Here is a 21,100-nt window from a genome sequence, read left to right on the forward strand (position 1 = left end):
GGGACGGCGGCTTACTTTCCCGTTCGCCCGTGTGCCTGCATGTCCTCATGCAGGATCCGCCGCAGCTCGACGATGGCCGGCGTAGCTTCCTGCACGCTGTGTCCGGACACGATCACCTTCTCCGAATCCGCGTGCGGCAGGTGCGAACTCCAGTAGGGCACCAGCCCGTCATCGGTCTTCTCAAGTGGGCCATCGGCCTTGGCGCGGGCGATGATCGAGTGGTAGTGCACCTTCGGTGACATCGGCAGGTCAGCCACGGCGCGGACGAACGGGTCGTCCTTGTCCAGGTTCTGGATGCTGTTCATCTGGTAGCCGTGCTTGTCGTCATTGCGGTCGATCTGGCCGTCGTTGGCAATGGTGGCGACGTCTTCCAGCACGGTCAGTGGCAACCGCACCAGCCGGCCGATCCACCGGCCGAGGCGGGTGCCCGCCACGTCGGTACCGCGATGCGGCGTGGCGATGAACACCACGCGGGACACTTCCGGTTCTGGCAGGAAGGTCAGCACCGGTGCGCCTTTGGTGCGCAGCAGTTCGCGCTGGGCGGGCGTCATCTGCGCGGTGGCCAGCAGGGTGTCGACCAGGTGGTCGCCGGAGGAGGAGATCATCAACCGTGCGATCACCCCTCCCATGCTGTGCCCCACCAGCACCATGTCATGCGAGGCCTGCGCCTTGCCGCTGGGGTCGAAGTGCTTGAACACTTCAGTCAGCGTGTGGCGCATCGCATCGTGGCTCATCGCGATGGGCATGTTGGTCGGGTAATAGAACTGCCAGACCTGGAACTCCCTGCGGATATCGTCGTCGCGCAGCAGTTCGTTGGCCACGTTGACCCAGGCTTCCGGACTGCTGGCCAGGCCATGGATCATCAGCAGCACGCGGCGGTTCGGGTCGTAGGGCTGCATCATGTACAGATGCGGCGTGTCGATGCCGCCCTTGCCACCGAACAGCGTGCGCAACGACTGTCGGCTGAAGTTGGAGCGGGCCAGCCACAGCGCATAGCCGGCAGTGAAGTTGGCCGCCAGTGGCACCTGCTGGCCGTGCAGGGTCACTTCCGAAACCTGGTAGGGATCGTGGATCTCCAGCTCCGGCTCGTCATCGTGCAGCACCTCCCACAGGTTGTTCCCCGAGAAGCGCAGCAGCACCGTCATCGATGGCGAGGGCATCTCGCTCCAGCTCTGCGTGGCCGAAGTGCTGGCCTGCGTTGCCTGCGCCGCTGCCCGAGGCGTGGTGGCCGTGCTGCCGGCCGGGTCATCCATCACCGCCACCAGCTCGGCACCGAAGCCATCGCGGCGATGTACGCTGCGCAGCGTACCGGTGAACGACAGCGAGGCGGCGGGTACCAGCTCGCTGGGGGTACGCTGGTCCAGCGCCGATGCTTGGTCTGAAGGGGCCAGCACGAAGGTCCAGCGGCCCAGCTGGAAATGGCTGGCCTGGCCGTGCACGCGGCCGGTGGCATACGCGTTGTACAGCTGCACCGAGGCTTCCTGCACCGCCAGGTTGTAGTAGTCGCGCACCTGGGTCTGGCGGTCTTCGAAACCACGCTGGTTGGCGGTGCGCTCGGTGAAGAACAGATAGGCATAGGCCTGGCGCGCGACCTGCATCCACGCATCGAGGCGTGGCTGGAAGTCGGCATCCAGCTCGGTGACTGCGGTCTTGGCGCGGCCGGATGCCGAGTACTCGCGCTTTGGCGCCGGCAGGGTCATCGCATACTGCAGCCACAACTCGGCCAGGCTGGAGCGCTTGTCTTCCTCGCGCACCACGATGCTGCTTTCCATGGCCTCGATGCAGGGCAGGCCGGGCTTGGCACAGACGCCCTCATCGAGCCCGGCCACGCGCAGGGTCTCAATGGTCGCCGCGCTGAGCTTGCCGGAGGTCAGGATGTCACCGCGCTTGAGCGCGATGTACTGGCCGGGCGTGACCGAGGCAACCTGCACCGACGGCCCGAACTGGCGCAGCGTCGCGCAGCCGCCCAGGGTGAGCAGCACGGTGATGATGAGGGTCGTGCGGCCGATGAAGCCCAAGCCCGTGGTAGCCATGCGATCCTCCTGCGCGGTGGCGCCACTCTAGCGGCCGGCCTGTCAAAGCGGAATAGACCGGCTGGGTCGGGCTTGGCGGCGAGTGCGGTTGGTAGATTCAGGCAGTTCCGTGCGCCGGCTGCAGGTTCCTAGCCCATCAGTGGCTGATCTGGCACTTCACCGCCGCCGAATAGCCCTCGTAGTCGTCGCCTGCGATCACGTGCAGGGTGTGGTGCTTGTCGATGCGCTTCACGTACGAAGGTTCTTCGGTATTGGCATGCTCGTTGACCTCGGTCACCGACCAGTCCCTGGCCAGGCGCTTGGCGTCGACACCGTTCAGGTACACGAAGAGGCCTTTCTCGCCTTCGGCCACAGTCACATCGGCACTGTTGACCGTGCCGCCAAACAGCGCGACCGGCTTGTCCTCCGGCTCGAAGGTGCCGCCCGGCTTCTTGGCCAGGCCGGCCGCCTGCAGGGCATCGATGGCGTCGGCCGCACTGAAATCCGAGCCCGCCTTGCAGGCCAGCAGCGCTTCCAGCGTGGCGGTGCCGGGCGGCGCGATGGCCGGGGCTGCGGCGTGCGTGGCTGGGGCGGCGGCGAGCGCGGTGAGGAACAGGGCGAGCGTGGTTGTGGCGATTTTCATTGCAGATCCTTCTGGCGGTCGCGGATGGAGGAACTGTTGTGTTGGCGGTGTCATCCCGATTATGCGCCACACGTCCTGCGCGACGTGCAGGCACAAAAAAGCCGGAACCCCAGTTGACGGGAGATCCGGCTTCTTGCGGCCTCGACAGGCCATACAGATGGTGGAGGTGGGCGGAATTGAACCGCCGTCCGAAGGCACTCCATCCCCAGCACTACATGCTTAGCTCACCGTTGGATCTCGTCCCCGAACAGCACGGTGCGCAAAGCGCATCCGGGAACCAGCCTGTTGTGTTCTAGTGCCGGACTGACAGGCAGCCGTCCAGCGCGATTCCATGATAGTGACTCTACACCGCGAGCATGGACACAAGCGGTTTCGAGGCTTAGGCCTTAAGCGGCCAGAGCGTAGTTGTCGTCGTTGGCAACTAGAGTTTTGCAGCTGGATTTACGAGGAAAGCTACCCCCTCGGCATGCGCCAGGCGACTTCACAACCCCCGTCGAAACCAATGCACCCCCGGTTTCTTCAAGTTCTGCAAGGTACAAGGCCCGTTTCGTGTCGCCACGCTCAGTGCCTGCCCAACGCTCGCAATGCTACGCCAAAACAGCTGAACAGTCACCTTGGCAATCCACAACAAGTTGTAGAGCCAGCGGCATAGCGGATTGGTAACGTCATTGGCACGAATTTGCGACACACTGGCGGCAACCATCCGGGCCAGGACAGACACGGAGACTGTGGGTGACCGATGCAAGCCAACAACGCAGCCTGCGGCAACTGATCGGGCCGGTCGGTGCCGACTACCAGCGGCGCGCGCTGCCGCCCGGCTGGGTCTGGGCGGTGCTGGCGGTGTTGCTTGCGGCCACCGGGCTGACCGAACTGCCGGCCACCGCGGCCGCGGCACTGGTCGCCAGTGCAGTGGTGGTGCACTGGTCGCAGCGCGGTCGCATCCATTGGCTGGGCTGGCGCCTGCCGGGCCTGGCGGTGTTGGCGGCCCTGCTGTGGGGGCCGGAAGTGCTGTCGCAGTGGTTCGAGCACGGGCTGGCCGTGGTCCTGATGTCGCTGGCCAGCCTCAGCATCGGCGTGCATGTGTGGCAGTCGCGGCAGATGGCGCAGCAGCTCCAGGGCGCGGCCGATTCGATGGATGACGCCCAGTTGCTGGCCCTGCTGCCGGCCGACGCAGCCCAGCTGGCGCAGCGGTGGCGCGCCGGCGATGACCGGCATGCGCCCGAACTGGCGGTGGTGATGCATCTGGCTGTGATGCAGGCCGCGCTGGCACCGCGCATGCGCGGGCAGGGCGTGCTGGCGGGGTGACCGGCAGGCAACTCCAGCGCCGACACGACTACGACCCCGACAACGCCTTGCGCAGGTAGATCCGCTCGTGACCGGGTGGGCAGTCGGGCAGTCGCCCATACACGGTGTAGCCCTGCCGCAGGTAGAAGGCTTCGGCCTGCCAGTCGAAGGTATCCAGCATCACGCTGCGGGCGCCATGGCGGTGCGCAACGGCTTCTGCTTCCGCCAGCAGTCGCTGACCGATGCCTCGCCCGCGCAGTTCCGGGTCCACCCACAGCACATGCACCTGCAGCCAGCCGGCACAGACGTCGGCCAGCACGCCGCCGCGCAGCGTGCCGTGCTCGTCATGCCAGGCGAGGCGGACTGGGGTCTCATCGAACGCATCGCCGCCGTGGGCCTGGTTGAAGGCCAGCAGGCGCGCGCACAACGTGCGCGTTTCATCGGCGCTGGCAGTCGCCATGGCGCCGATGGGAGTGATCATGCGTCGCGGTTGCCGCGACGCATCACGCGCTGCTTCTCGATCGCCCAATCGCGGTCCTTGGCGGCATCGCGCTTGTCGTGGGTCTGCTTGCCCTTGGCCAGCGCGACTTCGAGCTTGATCTTGTTCTTGCTCCAGTACATCGCAGTGGGCACGATCGTGTAGCCATCGCGCTCGACCTTGCCGATCAGCTTGTCGATCTCGTTCCGGTGCAGCAGCAGCTTGCGCTCGCGCCGGTCATTGGCCACCACGTGGGTGGAGGCCTGGATCAACGGGGTGATCTGTGCACCGATCAGGTAGATCTCGCCGCGCTTCACATAGGCGTAGGCATCGATGATGTTGCCACGGCCTGCGCGGATCGACTTGACCTCCCAGCCCTGCAGGGCGAGGCCGGCCTCGAAGCGCTCTTCGATGTGGTATTCGTGGCGGGCACGCTTGTTCAACGCGATGGTTTTGTTGGCCGTCGCGCTCTTTGCTTTATCCTTGCCGCTGTTCTTGCTCATTTCCGTATTGTCTCCGATTCGGGCCCGCCCGGTCGATTGCCGAAACGTCCTGTATTCATGCCTACTATCCGCCGCAGCGCCCTGGTCGAACATTCGGCCGCGCGCATGTTCGACCTGGTCAACGACGTCCAGGCCTATCCGCGCCGTTTCCGCTGGTGCTCTGCTGCCCAGATCGTTGAGGAGGGCGAGGACCGCCTGGTGGCGCGACTGGACCTGGGCCTGGGCTCGTTCAGCACATGGTTCCAGACCGAGAACACCCTGCAGCGCCCGCACAGCATTGATATGCAGCTGCGCGATGGCCCGTTCAAGCAGCTGCACGGCCGCTGGGAATTCCATGCGCTGGCCGAGGATGCCTGCAAGGTCACCCTGACCCTGGAGTTCGAACCCAGCTCGCGCCTGCTCGGTCCGGCGCTGGCGATCGGCTTCCAGGGGCTGGCCGATCGCATGGTCAACGATTTCGTCCGCGTCGCCGACGAGGGCTGAGCGATGATCGAGGTCGAGGTGGTGCTGGCCTGGCCGCAGCGGGTGCTGTCGCGCCGCTTGCAGCTGGAAGAAGGTGCGACCGTGGCCGACGCCATTGCCGCCGCCGCGCTGGAAGGCAGTGCCGATTGCCCCGCCGTCGCCGTGCATGGTGTGCTGGCTCGCCCGCAGCAGGCACTGCTGGAAGGTGATCGCATCGAGTTGCTGCGCCCGTTGCTGGCCGACCCCAAGGACAACCGCCGGCGTCGCGCACTCGGCGGTTGATTCCGGCAGCCGTATCTGCGGACGGGCAGGGGGCTCAGCGGCCCTTCTTCTTCTTGTCCTTCGGCAGGTTGCGGCCGAACTGGCGCACGGTCTGCTGGGCCAGGGCCTTGTCGTTGCCCGGGAAGTAATCGCCTTCCCAGCGGGTCACGGTGTCATTCTCGAAGAACACCACGAAGTTCTTCACTTCGGTACGACCCAGGCGGTTCACGCGCTGGCTGGAGGTGTAGTCCCAACGCTGGGCGTGGAACGGGTCGGGAATGGACGGGGTGCCCAGCAGCGCGGTGACCTGCTGCTTGCTCTGCCCGACCTGCAGCTTGGCCACGGCATCTTCCCGGATCAGGTTGCCCTGATAGATGGGTTGCTTGTAGATGATGCCGCACCCGGTGGTGGACAGGGCGACGGCGGCGACCAACAGGAGATTGCGCATCGGGACTGGCGGTTGGGGAAATCAAACCGATGATACACTCCCGGCGTGCCACCGCGACCCAATCCGAGGCAGCTGGCGCTAAATCGCCAATGAACGGAGACCTATGGAAACCCACGACCTGCGTAAAGTCGGCCTGAAGGTGACCCATCCGCGGATGCGGATCCTGGCGCTGCTCGAGCAGCGCAATGCCCAGCACCACATGACCGCCGAAGACATCTACCGCCAGCTGCTGGAGCACGGCGACGAGATCGGCCTGGCCACGGTGTACCGGGTGCTGACCCAGTTCGAGGCCGCCGGCCTCGTGCTCAAGCACAATTTCGAGGGCGGCCAGGCGGTCTACGAACTGGACCGTGGCGGCCACCACGACCACATGGTCGACGTGGACAGTGGCAAGATCATCGAGTTCGAAAGCCACGAGATCGAGGAACTGCAGCGCAAGATCGCCGCAGACCATGGCTACGAGCTGGAAGAGCACTCGCTGGTGCTGTACGTGCGCAAGAAGCGCAAGTAATCCGTTCCGGCCAGCTGGATGCGACGAAACCCCGGGCCTGCCCGGGGTTTTTCGTTGATGGGGTCAGAGCCCTTTCCGTTCAGGTAAGGGATCCGACCCCTTGCGGCCCAGCAGGATCTCCAGGTCCACCGCCTCAGCCATGGCCCGGTTGCCGGCATCACCCGGGTGGAGGTGGTCGCCGGAGTCGTAGGCCACGGCCATCCGTGAGGGATCGGCCGGGTCGCGCAGCGCCGCGTCCAGGTCGATCACCGCGTCGAACGGGCTGTCCGTGCGCAGCCAGGCATTGAGCTGGCGGCGCAGGATGTCCTTGTCCGGTTGGTAGTAGTCGTCCAGCGGCGTGCCGGGCAGGGCGCCAGCGAACGGTGGCAAGGTAGCGCCCACGATCCGCACACCTCGGCGGCGGGCCTGTTCTGCCAGCGCGCGATACCCCGCCTGCAGCTCGCTCAGCGTGGGCCGGGCCTGGTTGCGGGCGAATGCGGTACCTGGCCAGCTGATGTCATTGATGCCGATCAGCACGATCACACTGGATACCGCAGGCTGGTCCAGCGCGTCGCGCCGGAAGCGGACCAGGGCGGATTCACCCATGCCGTCGCGCAGCAGCCGCCCCCCGGAAATGCCGGCGTTCACCACGGCTATGCCCCGCGCTGCCAGGCGCGCGGCCAGATGATCGGTCCAGCGCTGGTCCTGGTCGAGGCTGGCGGTGGCACCGTCGGTGATCGAATCCCCGATCACCACCACGCTGCGCGCGTCGGTGTCGGCCTCCACGTCAATTCCGGTCAGCAGCAGGCGGGCGGTGGTGCTGCTGGCTGCGCTCAGGGCCTGGGCCCGGCTCTGGTCGCCGGGGGCGATCCAGCTGGTCTGGCGGCCTTCCCAATGGAACGTCTGAACGGTTGCCGGCCCCGGCACAAAGACGCTGACCTGCAATGCCTGGCGGTCATCCGTGGCCAGCGGGAGCGGATCACTCAGCTGTTCCTGACCGGGCCCGATCAACACCCCGGGCTGGCCGCCGAAGCTGAGCGGTTGCGGGATGGCGCCCGCGCGTGCGGCCACGCTGGCCGCCCCGATCCGCAGCGGCCGGGTGCCGTAGGCATTGCTCAGCCGCACCCGCAGCCGCGGGCCGCCCAGGCTGACACGCACCGTCTGGCGGAAGGTCTGGTCCTGCAGCGTGGCCGGGACCAGGGTCGGGAACAGGAAATCCGCGTTCCAGACCGGCTGCGGGCTGGCCTGCCAGCTGGCGACCCAGTGCGGGGCGGATGCGGCACTGGCGGCGCCGGACATGGCGAGCAGGGCGGTGGTGGTGAGCTGGCTCAAGCGGTTCATCGGGCAGTCCCGAGTGGAGGGACCGCCATGGTGATTCCGTGCTTATCTGTGAACTAGACTGCGCACGGACAATCATCTGTGAACTGGATTCATCGCCATGGCGCGACCCGACATCAACCGATCCGGCGAACTGGAAGTGTTCGTGCGGGTGATCGAGACCGGTGGCTTTTCCGCTGCGGCCCGCACGCTGGACATGACGCCGTCGGCGGTGAGCAAGCTGGTGGCGCGGCTGGAGCAACGGCTGGGCACGCGCCTGCTGCAACGCTCCACCCGCCAGCTGCAGCTGACCCCGGAAGGCTGCGCGTTCTACGAGCGTGGCCTGCGCGTGCTGGCCGACCTGGACGAGGCCGAGCGTTGTGCCAGCGCCCATGCCGAGCCGCGCGGGCGGCTACGGGTCAACTCCAACGTGCCGTTTGGCCGCCATTTCCTGTTGCCGCTGCTGCCGGCGTTTCTTGAGCGTAACCCGCAGGTGGGCGTGGACCTGACCCTCAACGACGAGGTGATCGACCTGCTGGAGCAGCGCACCGATGTGGCAGTGCGGGCCGGGCCGCTGAAGAGCTCCAGTCTGGTGGCGCGACGGCTGGGCGCGACGCGGATGATGATCGTGGCTGCACCGGCCTACGCGCAGCGGCACGGGCTGCCACGCACTGCCGAGGAGCTGCAGTCGCACAACCGGCTGGACATCGGCCATGCCCGTGCGATGCAGGGGTGGCCGTTGCTGCAGGAGGGGCGCGAGCGGATGCTGCTGCCCAGTGGCAATGCCCGCGCCAGCAACGGCGATGCGCTGCGCCAGCTGGTGCTGGGCGGGCTGGGCATGGCGCGGCTGGCGGAATTCCAGGTGCAGGAGGACATTGCTGCCGGGCGCTTGCTGCCGGTGCTGGAAGAGGCCAATCCCGGTGACCTGGAAGAGGTGCACGCGGTGTTCCTCGGGCAGGGCGGTTACCTGCCGCTGCGGGTGCGCGCGTTCCTCGATTTCCTGGTGGAGAACGTCGACCTGACGCGGCCGTTGGGGTGATACGGGTAGTGCCGGCCGCTGGCCGGCAACCTCACGATCATCGTCCACCGGTGTTGGGTTGCCGGCCAGCGGCCGGCACTACCGTGCGGGTGGGTTGTAGATCCACGCCATGCGTGGATAACCGTGAACAGGCCTCAGGCCTGCAGCAGCTTGCGGGCGGCGGCGCGCGCTTCCTTGCTCACTTCCACGCCGCCGAGCATGCGCGCCAGCTCTTCCTCGCGCGCCTTGTTGTCCAGCTTTTCCACTGCGCTCTGGGTCATGCCTTCCACCGGGGCCTTGCTGACCCGGTAATGGGCGTGGCCCTTGGAGGCGACCTGCGGCAGGTGGGTCACGCACAGCACCTGGCGCTTCTCGCCGAGCGCGCGCAGCTTCTGGCCGACGATGTCAGCCACCGCGCCGCCGATGCCGGAGTCGACCTCGTCAAACACCATGGTCGGCACCGCATCCAGGTCCAGCGCGGCCACTTCGATGGCCAGCGAAATACGTGACAGTTCACCGCCCGAGGCCACCTTGCGCAGGGCGCGCGGCGGTTGGCCGGCGTTGGCCGCCACCAGGAACTCGACGCGCTCGGCACCCTGCGGGTCGGGCTTGCCGCTGTCCTGTGGCTCCAGTTCGATCAGGAACTGGCCGCCGCCCATGCCGAGCTCGGCGATGATGCCGGTGGTGGTGGCCGACAGTTCGGCAGCGGCGCTGCGGCGGCTGGCGGTCAGCACTTCAGCCTGTACGCGCCAGGCGGCGGCGGCCTTGTCGATCTCGCCGGCCAGGCGCTGCAGGCGCTCGTCGGCGCCACGCAGCTGCTCCACTTCGGCATGCATGCGCTCACGTTGCGCGCCCAGCTCGTCCATCGGCACGCGGTGCTTGCGGGCCAGGTCGTGCAGGCGGCCGAGGCGGCGCTCGTTCTCCTCGAACTGTTCCGGGTCGGCGTCGAGGTCGTCATGCACCCGGTCCAGCAGCGACAGGGCTTCGTGCAGCTGGATCGAGGCGTTCTCGATCAGGCCGTCCACCTCGCCCAGGCGCGGGTCGTGCTCGACCAGCCGCGACAGCTCGTGGCGCACTTGCTGCAGCAGGTCCAGCGCGGAGCTGCCGTCTTCACCGTTGAGCTGGTTGCTGGCCGCCTGGCAGGCGCTCAGCAGGGCGCTGGCGTGGGCCTGGCGACGGTGGCTGGCGCCAAGCGCGGCAATCGATTCCGGTTCCAGGTCCTCGCGGTCCAGTTCGCGCAGCTGGTGCTCCAGGAAGCCGATCCGGTCACTGACGTCGCCCTGTTGCGACAACGCCAGCGATTCATCGACCAGTGCCTGCCAGGCCGCGGCGGCGTGGCGCACCTGGCGGCGCTCGTTCTCGTTGCCGGCATAGGCATCCAGCAGGGCCAGCTGCGACGGGCGCGCCAGCAGCGCCTGCTGTTCATGCTGGCCGTGGATCTCCACCAGCAGCGAGGCCAGGTCGCCCAGCTGTGCCAGCGTCACCGGGCGGCCATTGATCCAGGCCCGCGAGCCGCCGTCGGCGCGGATCACGCGGCGCAGCTGGCATTGGTCCTCGTCGTCCAGCTCGTTGTCGGCCAGCCACTGGCGGGCGGCCTGCAGCTGCTCCAGCGCGAACTCGGCGGAAAGCTCGGCGCGTGCGGCACCATGGCGGACCACGCCGCTGTCAGCGCGCAGGCCGGACAGGAAGCCCAGTGCGTCGACCATCAGCGACTTGCCGGCGCCAGTCTCGCCTGAAACCACGGTCATGCCTGGCCCGAACTCCAGTTCGGTGGCGCGGACGACGGCGAAATCCTTGATCGAAAGATGTCTGAGCATGGGTAAGGGGGTGTCAGCAGCCGCGCAACGCTAGCACGCGGGCGCGGGAGGTCCAATGACTTGCCAAGGCGATGCGCCGCCATTATCTAGTGTCCGTGTCTCACAGGTTGATTCCATGCACGGTTCTCCCGACCAGCTTGCCCCGCGTGCGCGCCACCTGCTGCGCACGCTGATCGCGCGATACATCCAGGACGGCGAGCCGGTCGGCTCGCAGACGCTGGCGCGCGTGGCCGGCCTGGAGGTCAGCCCGGCCACCATCCGCAACATCCTGGGCGACCTGGAGGATCTGGGCCTGCTGGCCTCGCCACATACCTCGGCCGGCCGCGTCCCGACCGCGCATGGCTACCGGGTGTTCGTCGACAGCCTGCTGCAGATGCAGCCGCCGGGCGAGGGCGAGCTGGCCCGGTTGCGCCAGGAACTGGCCGGTGGCGGCAGCACCCAGGCCCTGCTCGGCAGCGCCTCGGAGCTGCTGTCGGCGATGAGCCACTTCGTCGGCGTGGTCAGCGCACCGCGGCGCGAGCAGTTCGCCTTCCGCCAGATCGATTTCGTGGCGCTGGATGGGCGCCGGGTGCTGGCGATCCTGGTATTTGCCGACAACGAGGTGCAGAACCGGGTGATCGAGACCCGGCAGGAGTTTGCGCCAGGCCAGCTGGAGCAGGTCGCCAACTACCTCAATGCGCATTTCGCCGGCCTGCCGATGGCCGAGATCCGTACCCGACTGCTGCTGGAGCTGCGCGACGCCCGGTCCGAACTGGAGCAGTTGCTGGCCCACAGCATCGAACTGGCCGAGCAGGCCCTGCAGCCGGCGGCCGACGACATGCTGGTGGCCGGGCAGACCCGCTTGATGGGCGTGCAGGACCTGTCCGACCTGGAGCGCCTGCGCGAACTGTTCGAGCTGTTCTCCAGCAAGCGCGAGATCCTGCAGCTGCTGGAGCGGACCATCCAGGCGCCGGGGGTGCGCATCTTCATCGGCGAAGAGACCGGAATGATGCCGCTGCAGGGCGTCTCGCTGGTCACTGCCCCGTACACCGCCAATGGCCAGGTGCTGGGCGTGCTGGGCGTGATCGGTCCCAAGCGGATGGCCTACGACCGGGTGATCCCGCTGGTCCAGGCCACCGCCGATGTGCTTGGCGCGGCCTTTTCACCGGCCGGACGCACGCCGGGAACATCCGACGCTTGAAACGCAGCATCCCGCCCACACTAGGGTGGGTGGAGGCGGAGAGTGACCGCCAGGGACCCAGACATGAACCACGAACATCCAGATATCGAATCCCAGCAGAGTGCCGCCGATGCGGCTGCCACCGCCGGCGTCAACGACGAAGTCGAGCGCCTGCGCGCCGAAGTCGAGCAGGTCAAGGCCGATGCGCTGCGTGAGCGCGCCGACCTGGAAAACCAGCGCAAGCGTGTTGCCCGTGACATCGAGCAGGCCCGCAAGTTCGCCAACGAGAAGCTGCTGGGCGAGCTGCTGCCGGTGTTCGACAGCCTGGATGCCGGCCTGAAGGCCGCCGGCGACGACCCGCACCCGCTGCGCGAAGGCTTGGAGCTGACCTACAAGCAGCTGCTGAAGGTCGCCGCCGACAACGGCCTGGCGCTGCTGGATCCGATCGGCCAGCCGTTCAACCCGGAACACCACCAGGCCATCAGCCAGGTGCCGACCCCGGGCGCTGCCCCGGGCAGCGTGGTGACCGTGTTCCAGAAGGGCTACCTGCTCAACGAGCGCCTGCTGCGGCCGGCGCTGGTGGTGGTGGCCGCCGACTGATCCGGCAGGGCCGGGCGGCGGACAGACCCGTCACCCGACCCGACGCTGAACGCGCCGGATCGTCGGAAACACAGCGTTCGGGAGGTGGCTTGAATGTTCCACGGGCCTTCCCCACATCGTATTCATCCACCGGCCGAACGGCCGGACTGACCCCAACAAGCATCCTCAGGAGTCTCCCCCATGGGCAAGATCATTGGTATCGACCTCGGCACCACCAACTCGTGCGTGGCGATCATGGACGGCGGCAAGGCCCGCGTCATCGAGAATTCGGAAGGCGATCGCACCACCCCGTCGATCGTCGCCTACACCAAGGACGGCGAAGTCCTGGTCGGTGCCTCGGCCAAGCGCCAGGCCGTGACCAACCCGAAGAACACCTTCTACGCGGTGAAGCGCCTGATCGGCCGCAAGTTCACCGATGGCGAGGTGCAGAAGGACATCGCCCACGTCCCGTACAGCATCCTGGCCCATGACAATGGCGATGCCTGGGTCGCCACCAGCGACGGCAAGAAGATGGCCCCGCAGGAAATCTCGGCCAAGGTGCTGGAGAAGATGAAGAAGACCGCCGAGGACTTCCTCGGTGAGAAGGTCACCGAAGCGGTCATTACCGTGCCGGCCTACTTCAACGACAGCCAGCGCCAGGCGACCAAGGACGCCGGTCGCATCGCTGGCCTGGACGTCAAGCGCATCATCAACGAGCCGACCGCGGCTGCGCTGGCCTACGGCCTGGACAAGGGCGACAACAAGGATCGCAAGATCGTGGTGTACGACCTGGGCGGCGGCACCTTCGACGTCTCGGTGATCGAGATCGCCAATGTCGACGGCGAGAAGCAGTTCGAAGTGCTGGCCACCAACGGCGACACTTTCCTGGGTGGCGAAGACTTCGACAACCGCGTCATCGAGTACCTGGTTGAAGAATTCAACAAGGACCAGGGCATCGACCTGCGCAAGGATCCGCTGGCCCTGCAGCGCCTGAAGGATGCTGCCGAGCGCGCCAAGATCGAGCTGTCCAGCGCCCAGCAGACCGAAGTGAACCTGCCGTACGTCACCGCTGACGCGTCGGGTCCGAAGCACCTGAACATCAAGCTGACCCGCGCCAAGCTGGAAGCACTGGTGGACGACCTGATCAAGAAGTCGATCGAGCCGTGCCGCGTCGCCCTGAACGATGCCGGCCTGCGTTCGAGCGACATCAGCGAAGTGATCCTGGTCGGCGGCCAGACCCGCATGCCGAAGGTGCAGCAGGCGGTGACCGAGTTCTTCGGCAAGGAACCGCGCAAGGACGTCAACCCGGACGAAGCCGTGGCACTGGGTGCGGCGATCCAGGGCGGCGTGCTGGGCGGCGACGTCAAGGACGTGCTGCTGCTGGACGTGACCCCGCTGTCGCTGGGTATCGAAACCATGGGTGGCGTGTTCACCAAGATCATCGAGAAGAACACCACCATCCCGACCAAGGCCTCGCAGGTGTTCTCCACCGCCGAGGACAACCAGTCGGCCGTGACCGTGCACGTGCTGCAGGGTGAGCGCGAACAGGCCCGCTTCAACAAGTCGCTGGCCAAGTTCGACCTGTCCGGCATCGAGCCGGCCCCGCGCGGTCTGCCGCAGGTGGAAGTGTCCTTCGACATCGACGCCAACGGCATCCTGCACGTGTCGGCCAAGGACAAGAAGACCAACAAGGAACAGAAGGTCGAGATCAAGGCCGGTTCGGGCCTGTCCGAGGAGGAGATCGCGCGCATGGTCGCCGACGCGGAAGCCAACCGCGAAGAAGACAAGAAGTTCCAGGAACTGGTGCAGGCCCGCAACCAGGCCGACGCCCTGATCCACGGCACCCGCAGCGCCATCACCGAGCACGGCAGCAAGGTCGGCGGCGATGTCATCGGCAAGGTCGAGGCGGCGCTGGCTGACCTGGAAACCGCGATGAAGGGCGACGACAAGGCACAGATCGAAGCCAAGTCGAAGGCACTGGAAGAAGCTGGCCAGTCGCTGTTCGCCGCTGCTTCGGCCGACCAGGGCGGTGCCCCGGGTGCCGACGCCGGCAATGCCGGCAAGGCGCAGGACGACGTGGTCGACGCTGAGTTCACCGAAGTCAAGGACGACAAGAAGTCCTGATCCGGACCGACGCGGGACGCTGGCCACCAGCGTCCCGTTGTCGCATCAGGGTCCTGACCGCCTACCGGCGTGTCGGGGCGCCCGACGCAAGAGCGGACCTGGTTCCGCTCTTCCGCTTTGACGAATCCCGACGTTCCGGAACCCGATTCACGATATGAGCAAGCGCGATTACTACGAAGTGCTGGGCGTTGCCCGCACCGCCACCGACGAAGAGCTGAAGAAGGCCTACCGTCGCTGCGCGATGAAGTTCCACCCGGACCGCAACCCGGGTGATGCGGCGGCCGAAGCCTCCTTCAAGGAGTGCAAGGAAGCCTACGAAGTGCTGTCCGACGGCAACAAGCGCCGCATGTACGACAGCCACGGCCACGCCGCGTTCGAGCATGGCATGGGTGGTGGTGGTCCGGGCGGCCCGGACATGAACGATATCTTCGGCGATATCTTCGGCAACATTTTTGGCGGTGGCGGCGGTGGTCCGCGCCAGGCCCGTCGCGGCGCCGACATCGGCTACGTGATGGAACTGGACCTGGAAGAGGCCGTGCGCGGCGTCGAGCGCCGGATCGAGATCCCGACCCTGGCCGAATGCGGCGACTGCGATGGCAGTGGCTCCGAAGACGGCAAGGTCGAGACCTGCAACGTGTGCCATGGCCGTGGTCAGGTGCGCATCCAGCGCGGCATCTTCGCCATGCAGCAGGCCTGCCACAACTGCGGCGGCCGTGGCCAGATCATCGCCAAGCCCTGCAAGACCTGCCACGGCAACGGCCGTGTCGAGGAAGACAAGGTGCTGTCGGTGAAGGTGCCGGCCGGCGTCGACACCGGCGACCGCATCCGCCTGCAGGGCGAGGGCGAGGCCGGCCCGGCCGGCACGCCGCCGGGTGATCTGTACGTGGAAGTGCGCGTGCGCGAGCATGCCATCTTCCAGCGCGATGGCGATGATCTGCACTGCGAAGTGCCGATCCGCATCTCGCAGGCGGCGCTGGGCGACACCGTGCGCGTGGCCACCCTCGGCGGCGAAGCGGAGATCCGCATCCCGGCCGAGACCCAGACCGGCAAGCTGTTCCGCCTGCGCGGCAAGGGCGTGCGTTCGGTGCGCAGCCGCAGCGAAGGCGACCTGTACTGCCGCGTGGTGGTGGAGACGCCGGTGAACCTCACCAACGAGCAGCGCAAGCTGCTGGAACAGTTCGAAGCCACCTTCGTCGGCGAGGAAGCGCGCAAGCATTCGCCGAAATCGGCCACTTTCATCGACGGCGTGAAGGGCTTCTGGGACCGGATGACGTCCTGAGTTCTTCAACGGAAGCGTTGAGCGGAAGCGCCGGGCCATGCCCGGCGTTCTCGTTTGCGATCTGCGATGGTTTCCGCCGGGCATGCGCCGCGATGGTGGATCCACGCCATGCGTGGACGGCGTTACCGGAAAAACGCCGCAGGTGTCTGCCCCAGCTGGCGCTTGAACATGCTGGTGAACGCGCTGGGGCTGTCGTAGCCCGTCGCCAGCGCGACATCGATGACCTTGTCGCCGATCGCCAACCGCTCCATCGCGGCCAGCAGCCTTGCCTGCTGCCGCCACTGCCCGAAGGTCATGCCCAGCTCGGTGGCGAAGCGCCGCTGGATGGTTTTCACGTCCACCTCCAGCGCCTGCGCCCAGTCCTGCAGCGTGGCGTCATCGCCGGGGTGCTTCTGCAGGTGCTGGCAGATCCGCTGCAGGCGCGGGTCGCTTGGCGCAGGCAGGTGCAACGGCAGCACGTCCATGCGGTGCAGCTCGTCCAGCAGCAGGCGGACCACGCGGCCATCGCGGCTGTCCTCGATGTGCTCGCCCTTGACCAGCGTGGCGGCCTGCAGCAGCTCGCGCAGCAGGGGCGAGACCTGCACCGCGAACGGCTCGGCTGGCAGGTGCAAGGCGAACGACGGATCGATGTACAGGCTGCGCATGTGCACGGCGGCGATGCAGTCCACCGCGTGCACCATGCCGGCCGGCATCCAGATCGCGCGGTTCGATGGGACCACCCAGCGCCCGACTGCCGACCGCACCACCATCAGGCCGGAGATGGCGTAGACGAGCTGGTGGCGCTGGTGCTTGTGACCAGGGATGTGGGTACCTACGGGGTACTGGGTGACCCGATAGGTGACCGGGCGATGCAGTGGAACCTCCCGCCAGGGCGCGACCGGATCGACGTCACTGGCAATGTCCTTTTTGCGATAGGGCATGACCTGAACGCGGCAGAAGGGAGAGAGGGGCAACCGTAGCATGCGTGGCTCGCCCCCAACCTGACTGCGTCCATGTCCACCCTGGCTTCTCCCGCAACGACCTCACGCCCGGCGGCTCCCGGCGTGCTGGCCGCCATTTCCACCTCGCACGTCGTCAACGACATGATGCAGTCGCTGATCCTGGCCATCTATCCGGTGATCAAGGGCGGCTTCAATCTCAGCTTCACCCAGATCGGCCTGATCACGCTGACCTACCAGCTCACTGCGTCGATCTTCCAGCCGTTGATCGGTGTAGCCACCGACCGCCGCCCGGCACCGTACTCGCTACCGATCGGCATGGCCTCGACCTTGTGCGGCATGCTGCTGCTCGGCTTCGCGCCGAACTACGCGATGGTGCTGCTGGCAGCGGCAATGGTCGGCATCGGCTCGGCGATCTTCCATCCGGAGGCCTCGCGCATCGCGCGGCTCGCCTCGGGCGGCCGTCATGGCTTCGCACAGTCGGTGTTCCAGGTTGGGGGCAATTTCGGTACCGCGTTGGGCCCGCTGATTGCGGCGGCAGTGATCGTGCCGTACGGCCAGCATGCCGCGTCGTGGTTCGCAGGCGCGGCCCTGATCGGCATCGCATTGCTGACTTATGTTGGCCGCTGGTACGCGTTGCATCTGGGCACGCCGCGCCCGGCCAGTACCGCCTCGATGGCGCCGCGCCATCCACCACGCACGGTGGCCAAGGTGCTGGCGATCCTGCTGGTGCTGATCTTCAGCAAGTACTTCTACATGGCCAGCATCGGCAGCTACTTCACCTTCTACCTGATCCACCATTTCGGCATTCCGGTGGCGCAGGCGCAGCTGCACCTGTTCGCGTTCCTGGTGGCGTCCGCCGCTGGCGGCTTCCTCGGCGGCCCGTTGGGTGACCGGATCGGCCGCAAGCCGATCATCTGGACCTCGATCCTCGGCGTGGCGCCGTTCGCGCTGATGCTGCCGCATGCCGACCTGTTGTGGACGACGGTGCTGGCGGTGCTGATCGGCTTCGTGCTGTCTTCGGCGTTCTCGGCGATCGTGGTCTATGCGCAGGAGATGATGCCGCACCGCATCGGCATGGTGTCCGGCCTGTTCTTCGGTTTCGCGTTCGGTATGGGCGGGCTGGGTGCCGCCGTGCTCGGCCTGCTGGCGGACAGGACCAGCATCGAGTACGTCTACCAGCTGACCGCGTTCCTGCCGTTGCTGGGCATCGTGGCGGCGTGGTTGCCGCCGTCGCGGCCTGCTGCTCACTGAGGGGGTTTGGTTTGCAGGGCTTGCAGCCCTGCACCCGCAGAGGCAACGGCAACAGCCGAAGCGCGCTATCCGTGGGGTGGCGGGGTGGGTCCGGTGGCGGGGGCCGCTGCAAGTACGTCCATGTAAGCTCGGTCGCCGCATCCATGCGGCTCACGCCCCCGCCACCGGACCCACCCCGCCTTCGACGGTTTTCCGCGATCTGTTGGAACAGCGTCCGGCACTGGTAGGTGTCGACCTTGGTCGACACGGTAGACCCATGCCATGCGTGGATGAATTCATTCGATATCTGACAGATGTGTCGACCAAGGTCGACACCTACCAACAGCCGCATGAACCTGTCGAAGGCGGGGCACTGTGGGTTTGCGGGGTGTGAGCCGCATGGATGCGGCGACCAAGCCCCCATGGACGGGTTTACGGCGTCCCCGCAAACCCACAGTGCCCCGCCATCCCACGGAATGCCGCTCTGGCTTTGGCTCTTGCCGTTGCATTGAGCAGGTGCAGGGCTGCAAGCCCTGCCGAACACTCCACCGGGCGTAGAATGCGGCCATGAGCGAATCCCTTGATAACCACCTGGTCCACGGCCGCCGCCAGCGGCCGGATGGCCCGTCGCCGATCGATGTCATCTCGGTCCAGTCGCAACTTGTCTACGGCCACGCCGGCAACAGTGCCGCCGTACCGCCGATGCGCGCGCTGGGCGTGCGCGTGGCGGAAATCCCGACCGTGCTGCTGAGCAATGCGCCTTTCTACGACACCACGCGTGGCCGCGTGCTGCCCGCTGACTGGTTCGCCGACCTGTTGCTGGGCACCCACGAGCGCGGCCTGCCGCAGCGGGCGAAAATGCTCGTCTCCGGCTATTTCGGCAGCACCGCCAACGGGGCCGCCTTCGCAGACTGGCTGGACGACATCCTGCCGGCCTGCCCGCAGCTGCGCTATTGCCTGGACCCGGTGATTGGCGACACGCACACCGGCCCCTACGTGGAACCCGGGTTGGAAGCGATCTTCGCCGAGCGCCTGTTGCCGCATGCCTGGCTGGTGACGCCGAACGCTTTCGAACTGAATCGCCTGACCGGCATGCCGGCGTTGGCCGAGGCCGATGCCATCGACGCCGCGCGCACGCTGCTGGATCGCGGCCCGCATTGGGTGATCGCGCACAGCGTGGGCGGCACCCCGGGTGAACTGGTGACCCTGGCCGTCGGCCGCGAGGAAACCTGGCGCTGGACCTCGCCGCTGCTGCCGGTGGACGTGGCGGGTACCGGCGATGTGCTGATGTCGCTGGTGGTGTCGTTCCTGCTGCGCGGCGAATCGATGCAGCAGGCGATTTCGCGTGCGATTGCCGGCACCCATGCGGCGCTGGAGGCGACCCTGGACAACGGCTTCGAGGAATTCGACGTGGTCGCCGCCGCGCCGGCGGCGCTGGCCGAAGGCACGCGCTTCCGCGCCGAACGCGTGGCATGAGCGGCCTGGACCCACGCACGCCGCGCACGGTCGGCATCATCGGCAGCGCTGGCGCCTACGGGCGCTGGCTGACCCGCTTCTTCCAGCAGCACCTGCAGTTGCAGGTGATCGGCCACGATCCGGCCGACCCAGGTTCGCACACGCCGGAACACCTGCTGGCGCAGGCCGATGTGCTGGTGTTCTCGGCACCGATCCGGCACACCCCGGCGTTGATCGCCGAGTACGTGCGGCAATCGGCGGGCCGCGAGCAGGGCAGGCTGTGGCTGGATGTGACCTCGGTAAAGGAGGCGCCGGTGCAGGCGATGCTGGCGTCGCGGGCCGAAGTGGTCGGCCTGCACCCGATGACCGCGCCGCCGAAGGCGCCGACCCTGAAGGGCAGAGTGATGGTGGTCTGCGAAGCGCGGCTGCAGCTTTGGCAGGCGTGGGTCGATACGCTGTGCGCCGCGCTGCAGGCCGAGTGCGTGCGGGCCACGCCGCAGCACCACGACCAGATGATGGCGCTGGTGCAGGCGATGGTGCATGCCACCCATCTGGCCCAGGCCGGCGTGTTGCGCCAGTACCAGCCGCAGCTGGGCGATCTGGCTGCGATGATGCCGTACCGTTCGGCATCGTTCGAGCTGGATACGGCGATCATTTCGCGCATCCTGTCGCTCAACCCGGCGATCTACGAAGACATCCAGTTCGGCAACCCGTACGTGGCGCCGATGCTGGAGCGGCTGGTGGGCCAGCTGCAGGCATTGCAGGCGCAGGTCGTGCAGGGTGACGACGGTGCACGTGGTGCATTTCGCGAGCAACTGCTGTCGGCCAATCGCACTGCCTTCGGCGAGCAGGCGCTGGCGGACGGCAACTACACGTTCGAACGCGTGGGCTATCTGCTGGCTGACCTGACCGAGCGCAACGCGCTGTCAGTACACCTGCCGGAAGATCGGCCCGGCTCGCTGCGCGAGCTGCTGAACGTGTTCGAGCAGCATCGCATCAGCCTGGCCTCGATCCATTCCTCACGTACGCCTGGTGGCGAAGTGCACTTCCGCATCGGGTTCATTGCCGGCAGTGATCCGGCAGCGATCACCCGGGCGGCCGCGGAAGTGGACGCCAGCGGCATCGGGCGGGTGCTCGGCTGACCACATTCATCCACAGGCGGTGTGGATGGATCCTGAGCAAACGTGTGGATAACCTCGCTCAGCCCTTGCTGGCAAAGGCTGTCAAGATGCCTGGCGAAAAATTGGCCACGCTTTTTTGTAGGGTTGAACCATGCTCGGGTGCTTTTGGCCAAAAGCGTGTCGACCAAGGTCGATACCTGCCAGAGCGGAGGATGGAGATCCGGTAGCGCGAGCGCGGAGCAGCACGAATGCGGTAGCGCCGGGCCATGCCCGGCGAACCTCAAATCGTCAACCGCAGTTCACCACCACTGGTGGTGAACTCACGCCCATTGCGCACCAGCTGGCGCCCGTCATCCAGCTCATAGCGCGGCGTGGCTTCGGAGTGGTGCCCGCTGCCGTTCGCCTCGGGCTTGAATTCGATGATCATGTGGCTTTCGCCATTACTGTCCACGGCGGGGAACTGACGGAACGACATCGCG

The 21,100-nt window shown here is 66.8% G+C and carries 21 protein-coding genes and 1 other RNA gene; 12 read left to right on the forward strand and 10 right to left on the reverse strand.

Annotated features, from left to right (window positions below; genetic code table 11):
- Nucleotides 1-11: 11 nt before the first annotated feature.
- The 3 genes from ACSYHF_RS08110 to ssrA all read right to left on the reverse strand — a co-directional run bounded on the left by ACSYHF_RS08110 (nucleotide 12) and on the right by ssrA (nucleotide 3,167).
- Complete coding sequence (locus ACSYHF_RS08110) at nucleotides 12-2,033, reverse strand: esterase/lipase family protein (RefSeq protein WP_447576226.1); 2,022 nt, start codon at nucleotides 2,031-2,033, stop codon at nucleotides 12-14.
- Nucleotides 2,034-2,169: 136 nt separating this feature from the next.
- Nucleotides 2,170-2,655: a hypothetical protein gene (locus ACSYHF_RS08115; RefSeq protein WP_053499134.1), complete on the reverse strand. Its 486-nt coding sequence runs from the start codon at nucleotides 2,653-2,655 to the stop codon at nucleotides 2,170-2,172.
- 158 nt (nucleotides 2,656-2,813) lie between these two features.
- Nucleotides 2,814-3,167: a transfer-messenger RNA gene (gene ssrA / locus ACSYHF_RS08120) on the reverse strand.
- Nucleotides 3,168-3,387: 220 nt separating this feature from the next.
- Between ssrA and ACSYHF_RS08125 the strand changes: the two genes are divergently transcribed.
- Entirely contained in the window at nucleotides 3,388-3,960 is a 573-nt protein-coding gene (locus ACSYHF_RS08125) for a hypothetical protein (protein ID WP_111174883.1), read from the forward strand.
- Between the two features lie 28 nt (nucleotides 3,961-3,988).
- On the opposite strand, the gene ACSYHF_RS08130 is transcribed toward ACSYHF_RS08125, so the two are convergent.
- Nucleotides 3,989-4,420 carry a GNAT family N-acetyltransferase gene (locus tag ACSYHF_RS08130; RefSeq protein WP_111174884.1) on the reverse strand — a complete coding sequence of 144 codons (432 nt, stop codon included), beginning with the start codon at nucleotides 4,418-4,420 and terminating at the stop codon, nucleotides 3,989-3,991.
- Nucleotides 4,417-4,920: an SsrA-binding protein SmpB gene (gene smpB / locus ACSYHF_RS08135; RefSeq protein ID WP_005416174.1), complete on the reverse strand. Its 504-nt coding sequence runs from the start codon at nucleotides 4,918-4,920 to the stop codon at nucleotides 4,417-4,419. The genes ACSYHF_RS08130 and smpB overlap by 4 nt, the downstream gene beginning before the upstream one ends.
- 57 nt (nucleotides 4,921-4,977) lie before the next feature.
- On the opposite strand from smpB, the gene ACSYHF_RS08140 reads away from it, so the two are divergent.
- Together ACSYHF_RS08140 and ACSYHF_RS08145 are read left to right on the forward strand one after the other, a co-directional pair.
- A complete protein-coding gene (locus ACSYHF_RS08140; RefSeq protein ID WP_005416175.1) occupies nucleotides 4,978-5,403 on the forward strand; it encodes a type II toxin-antitoxin system RatA family toxin in 426 nt (141 codons plus the stop codon).
- Nucleotides 5,404-5,406: 3 nt separating this feature from the next.
- A complete protein-coding gene (locus ACSYHF_RS08145) occupies nucleotides 5,407-5,664 on the forward strand; it encodes an RnfH family protein (RefSeq protein WP_005416176.1) in 258 nt (85 codons plus the stop codon).
- Between the two features lie 34 nt (nucleotides 5,665-5,698).
- Here the strand turns inward: ACSYHF_RS08145 and ACSYHF_RS08150 are convergent, their stop codons facing one another.
- Complete coding sequence (locus ACSYHF_RS08150; RefSeq protein WP_005409234.1) at nucleotides 5,699-6,091, reverse strand: outer membrane protein assembly factor BamE; 393 nt, start codon at nucleotides 6,089-6,091, stop codon at nucleotides 5,699-5,701.
- A gap of 103 nt (nucleotides 6,092-6,194) precedes the next feature.
- On the opposite strand from ACSYHF_RS08150, the gene fur reads away from it, so the two are divergent.
- A complete protein-coding gene (gene fur / locus ACSYHF_RS08155) occupies nucleotides 6,195-6,602 on the forward strand; it encodes a ferric iron uptake transcriptional regulator (RefSeq protein ID WP_005409235.1) in 408 nt (135 codons plus the stop codon).
- Nucleotides 6,603-6,665: 63 nt separating this feature from the next.
- Here the strand turns inward: fur and ACSYHF_RS08160 are convergent, their stop codons facing one another.
- Nucleotides 6,666-7,922 (reverse strand): SGNH/GDSL hydrolase family protein, encoded by a 1,257-nt coding sequence (locus tag ACSYHF_RS08160; RefSeq protein ID WP_329915806.1) that lies wholly within the window; start codon nucleotides 7,920-7,922, stop codon nucleotides 6,666-6,668.
- Nucleotides 7,923-8,019: 97 nt separating this feature from the next.
- On the opposite strand from ACSYHF_RS08160, the gene ACSYHF_RS08165 reads away from it, so the two are divergent.
- Nucleotides 8,020-8,937, forward strand: a complete 918-nt coding sequence (locus tag ACSYHF_RS08165) for a LysR family transcriptional regulator (RefSeq protein ID WP_095377357.1) — start codon at nucleotides 8,020-8,022, stop codon at nucleotides 8,935-8,937.
- A gap of 134 nt (nucleotides 8,938-9,071) precedes the next feature.
- Here ACSYHF_RS08165 and recN read toward each other — a convergent pair whose 3' ends face one another.
- The gene (gene recN / locus ACSYHF_RS08170) at nucleotides 9,072-10,733 is read right to left on the reverse strand and encodes a DNA repair protein RecN (protein ID WP_065179665.1); all 1,662 of its coding nucleotides are present in this window, start codon (nucleotides 10,731-10,733) and stop codon (nucleotides 9,072-9,074) included.
- Between the two features lie 115 nt (nucleotides 10,734-10,848).
- Between recN and hrcA the strand changes: the two genes are divergently transcribed.
- The 4 genes from hrcA (at nucleotide 10,849) to dnaJ (ending at nucleotide 15,874) form a co-directional block, all read left to right on the forward strand.
- Nucleotides 10,849-11,913: a heat-inducible transcriptional repressor HrcA gene (gene hrcA, locus ACSYHF_RS08175; protein ID WP_005416180.1), complete on the forward strand. Its 1,065-nt coding sequence runs from the start codon at nucleotides 10,849-10,851 to the stop codon at nucleotides 11,911-11,913.
- A 63-nt stretch (nucleotides 11,914-11,976) separates the two neighbouring features.
- Entirely contained in the window at nucleotides 11,977-12,492 is a 516-nt protein-coding gene (gene grpE / locus ACSYHF_RS08180; RefSeq protein ID WP_005416181.1) for a nucleotide exchange factor GrpE, read from the forward strand.
- A gap of 180 nt (nucleotides 12,493-12,672) precedes the next feature.
- Complete coding sequence (gene dnaK / locus ACSYHF_RS08185; protein WP_005416183.1) at nucleotides 12,673-14,595, forward strand: molecular chaperone DnaK; 1,923 nt, start codon at nucleotides 12,673-12,675, stop codon at nucleotides 14,593-14,595.
- 154 nt (nucleotides 14,596-14,749) lie between these two features.
- Complete coding sequence (gene dnaJ, locus ACSYHF_RS08190) at nucleotides 14,750-15,874, forward strand: molecular chaperone DnaJ (RefSeq protein WP_138953731.1); 1,125 nt, start codon at nucleotides 14,750-14,752, stop codon at nucleotides 15,872-15,874.
- 122 nt (nucleotides 15,875-15,996) lie between these two features.
- Here the strand turns inward: dnaJ and ACSYHF_RS08195 are convergent, their stop codons facing one another.
- Nucleotides 15,997-16,794, reverse strand: coding sequence for an AraC family transcriptional regulator (locus ACSYHF_RS08195; protein ID WP_338167879.1), 798 nt, complete (start codon nucleotides 16,792-16,794; stop codon nucleotides 15,997-15,999).
- A gap of 72 nt (nucleotides 16,795-16,866) precedes the next feature.
- Between ACSYHF_RS08195 and ACSYHF_RS08200 the strand changes: the two genes are divergently transcribed.
- From ACSYHF_RS08200 to ACSYHF_RS08210, 3 genes are all read left to right on the forward strand, one after another.
- A complete protein-coding gene (locus ACSYHF_RS08200; protein ID WP_005416188.1) occupies nucleotides 16,867-18,066 on the forward strand; it encodes an MFS transporter in 1,200 nt (399 codons plus the stop codon).
- Nucleotides 18,067-18,612: 546 nt separating this feature from the next.
- A complete protein-coding gene (gene pdxY / locus ACSYHF_RS08205) occupies nucleotides 18,613-19,521 on the forward strand; it encodes a pyridoxal kinase (RefSeq protein WP_375367811.1) in 909 nt (302 codons plus the stop codon).
- A complete protein-coding gene (locus tag ACSYHF_RS08210; protein WP_095377746.1) occupies nucleotides 19,518-20,642 on the forward strand; it encodes a prephenate dehydrogenase in 1,125 nt (374 codons plus the stop codon). Before pdxY ends, ACSYHF_RS08210 begins: the two co-directional genes overlap by 4 nt.
- Nucleotides 20,643-20,901: 259 nt before the next feature.
- Here ACSYHF_RS08210 and ACSYHF_RS08215 read toward each other — a convergent pair whose 3' ends face one another.
- Nucleotides 20,902-21,096 (reverse strand): hypothetical protein, encoded by a 195-nt coding sequence (locus tag ACSYHF_RS08215; protein WP_447576227.1) that lies wholly within the window; start codon nucleotides 21,094-21,096, stop codon nucleotides 20,902-20,904.
- Between the last annotated feature and the right edge of the window lie 4 nt (nucleotides 21,097-21,100).

The sequence above is a fragment of the Stenotrophomonas maltophilia group sp. P373 genome, from assembly GCF_053295075.1.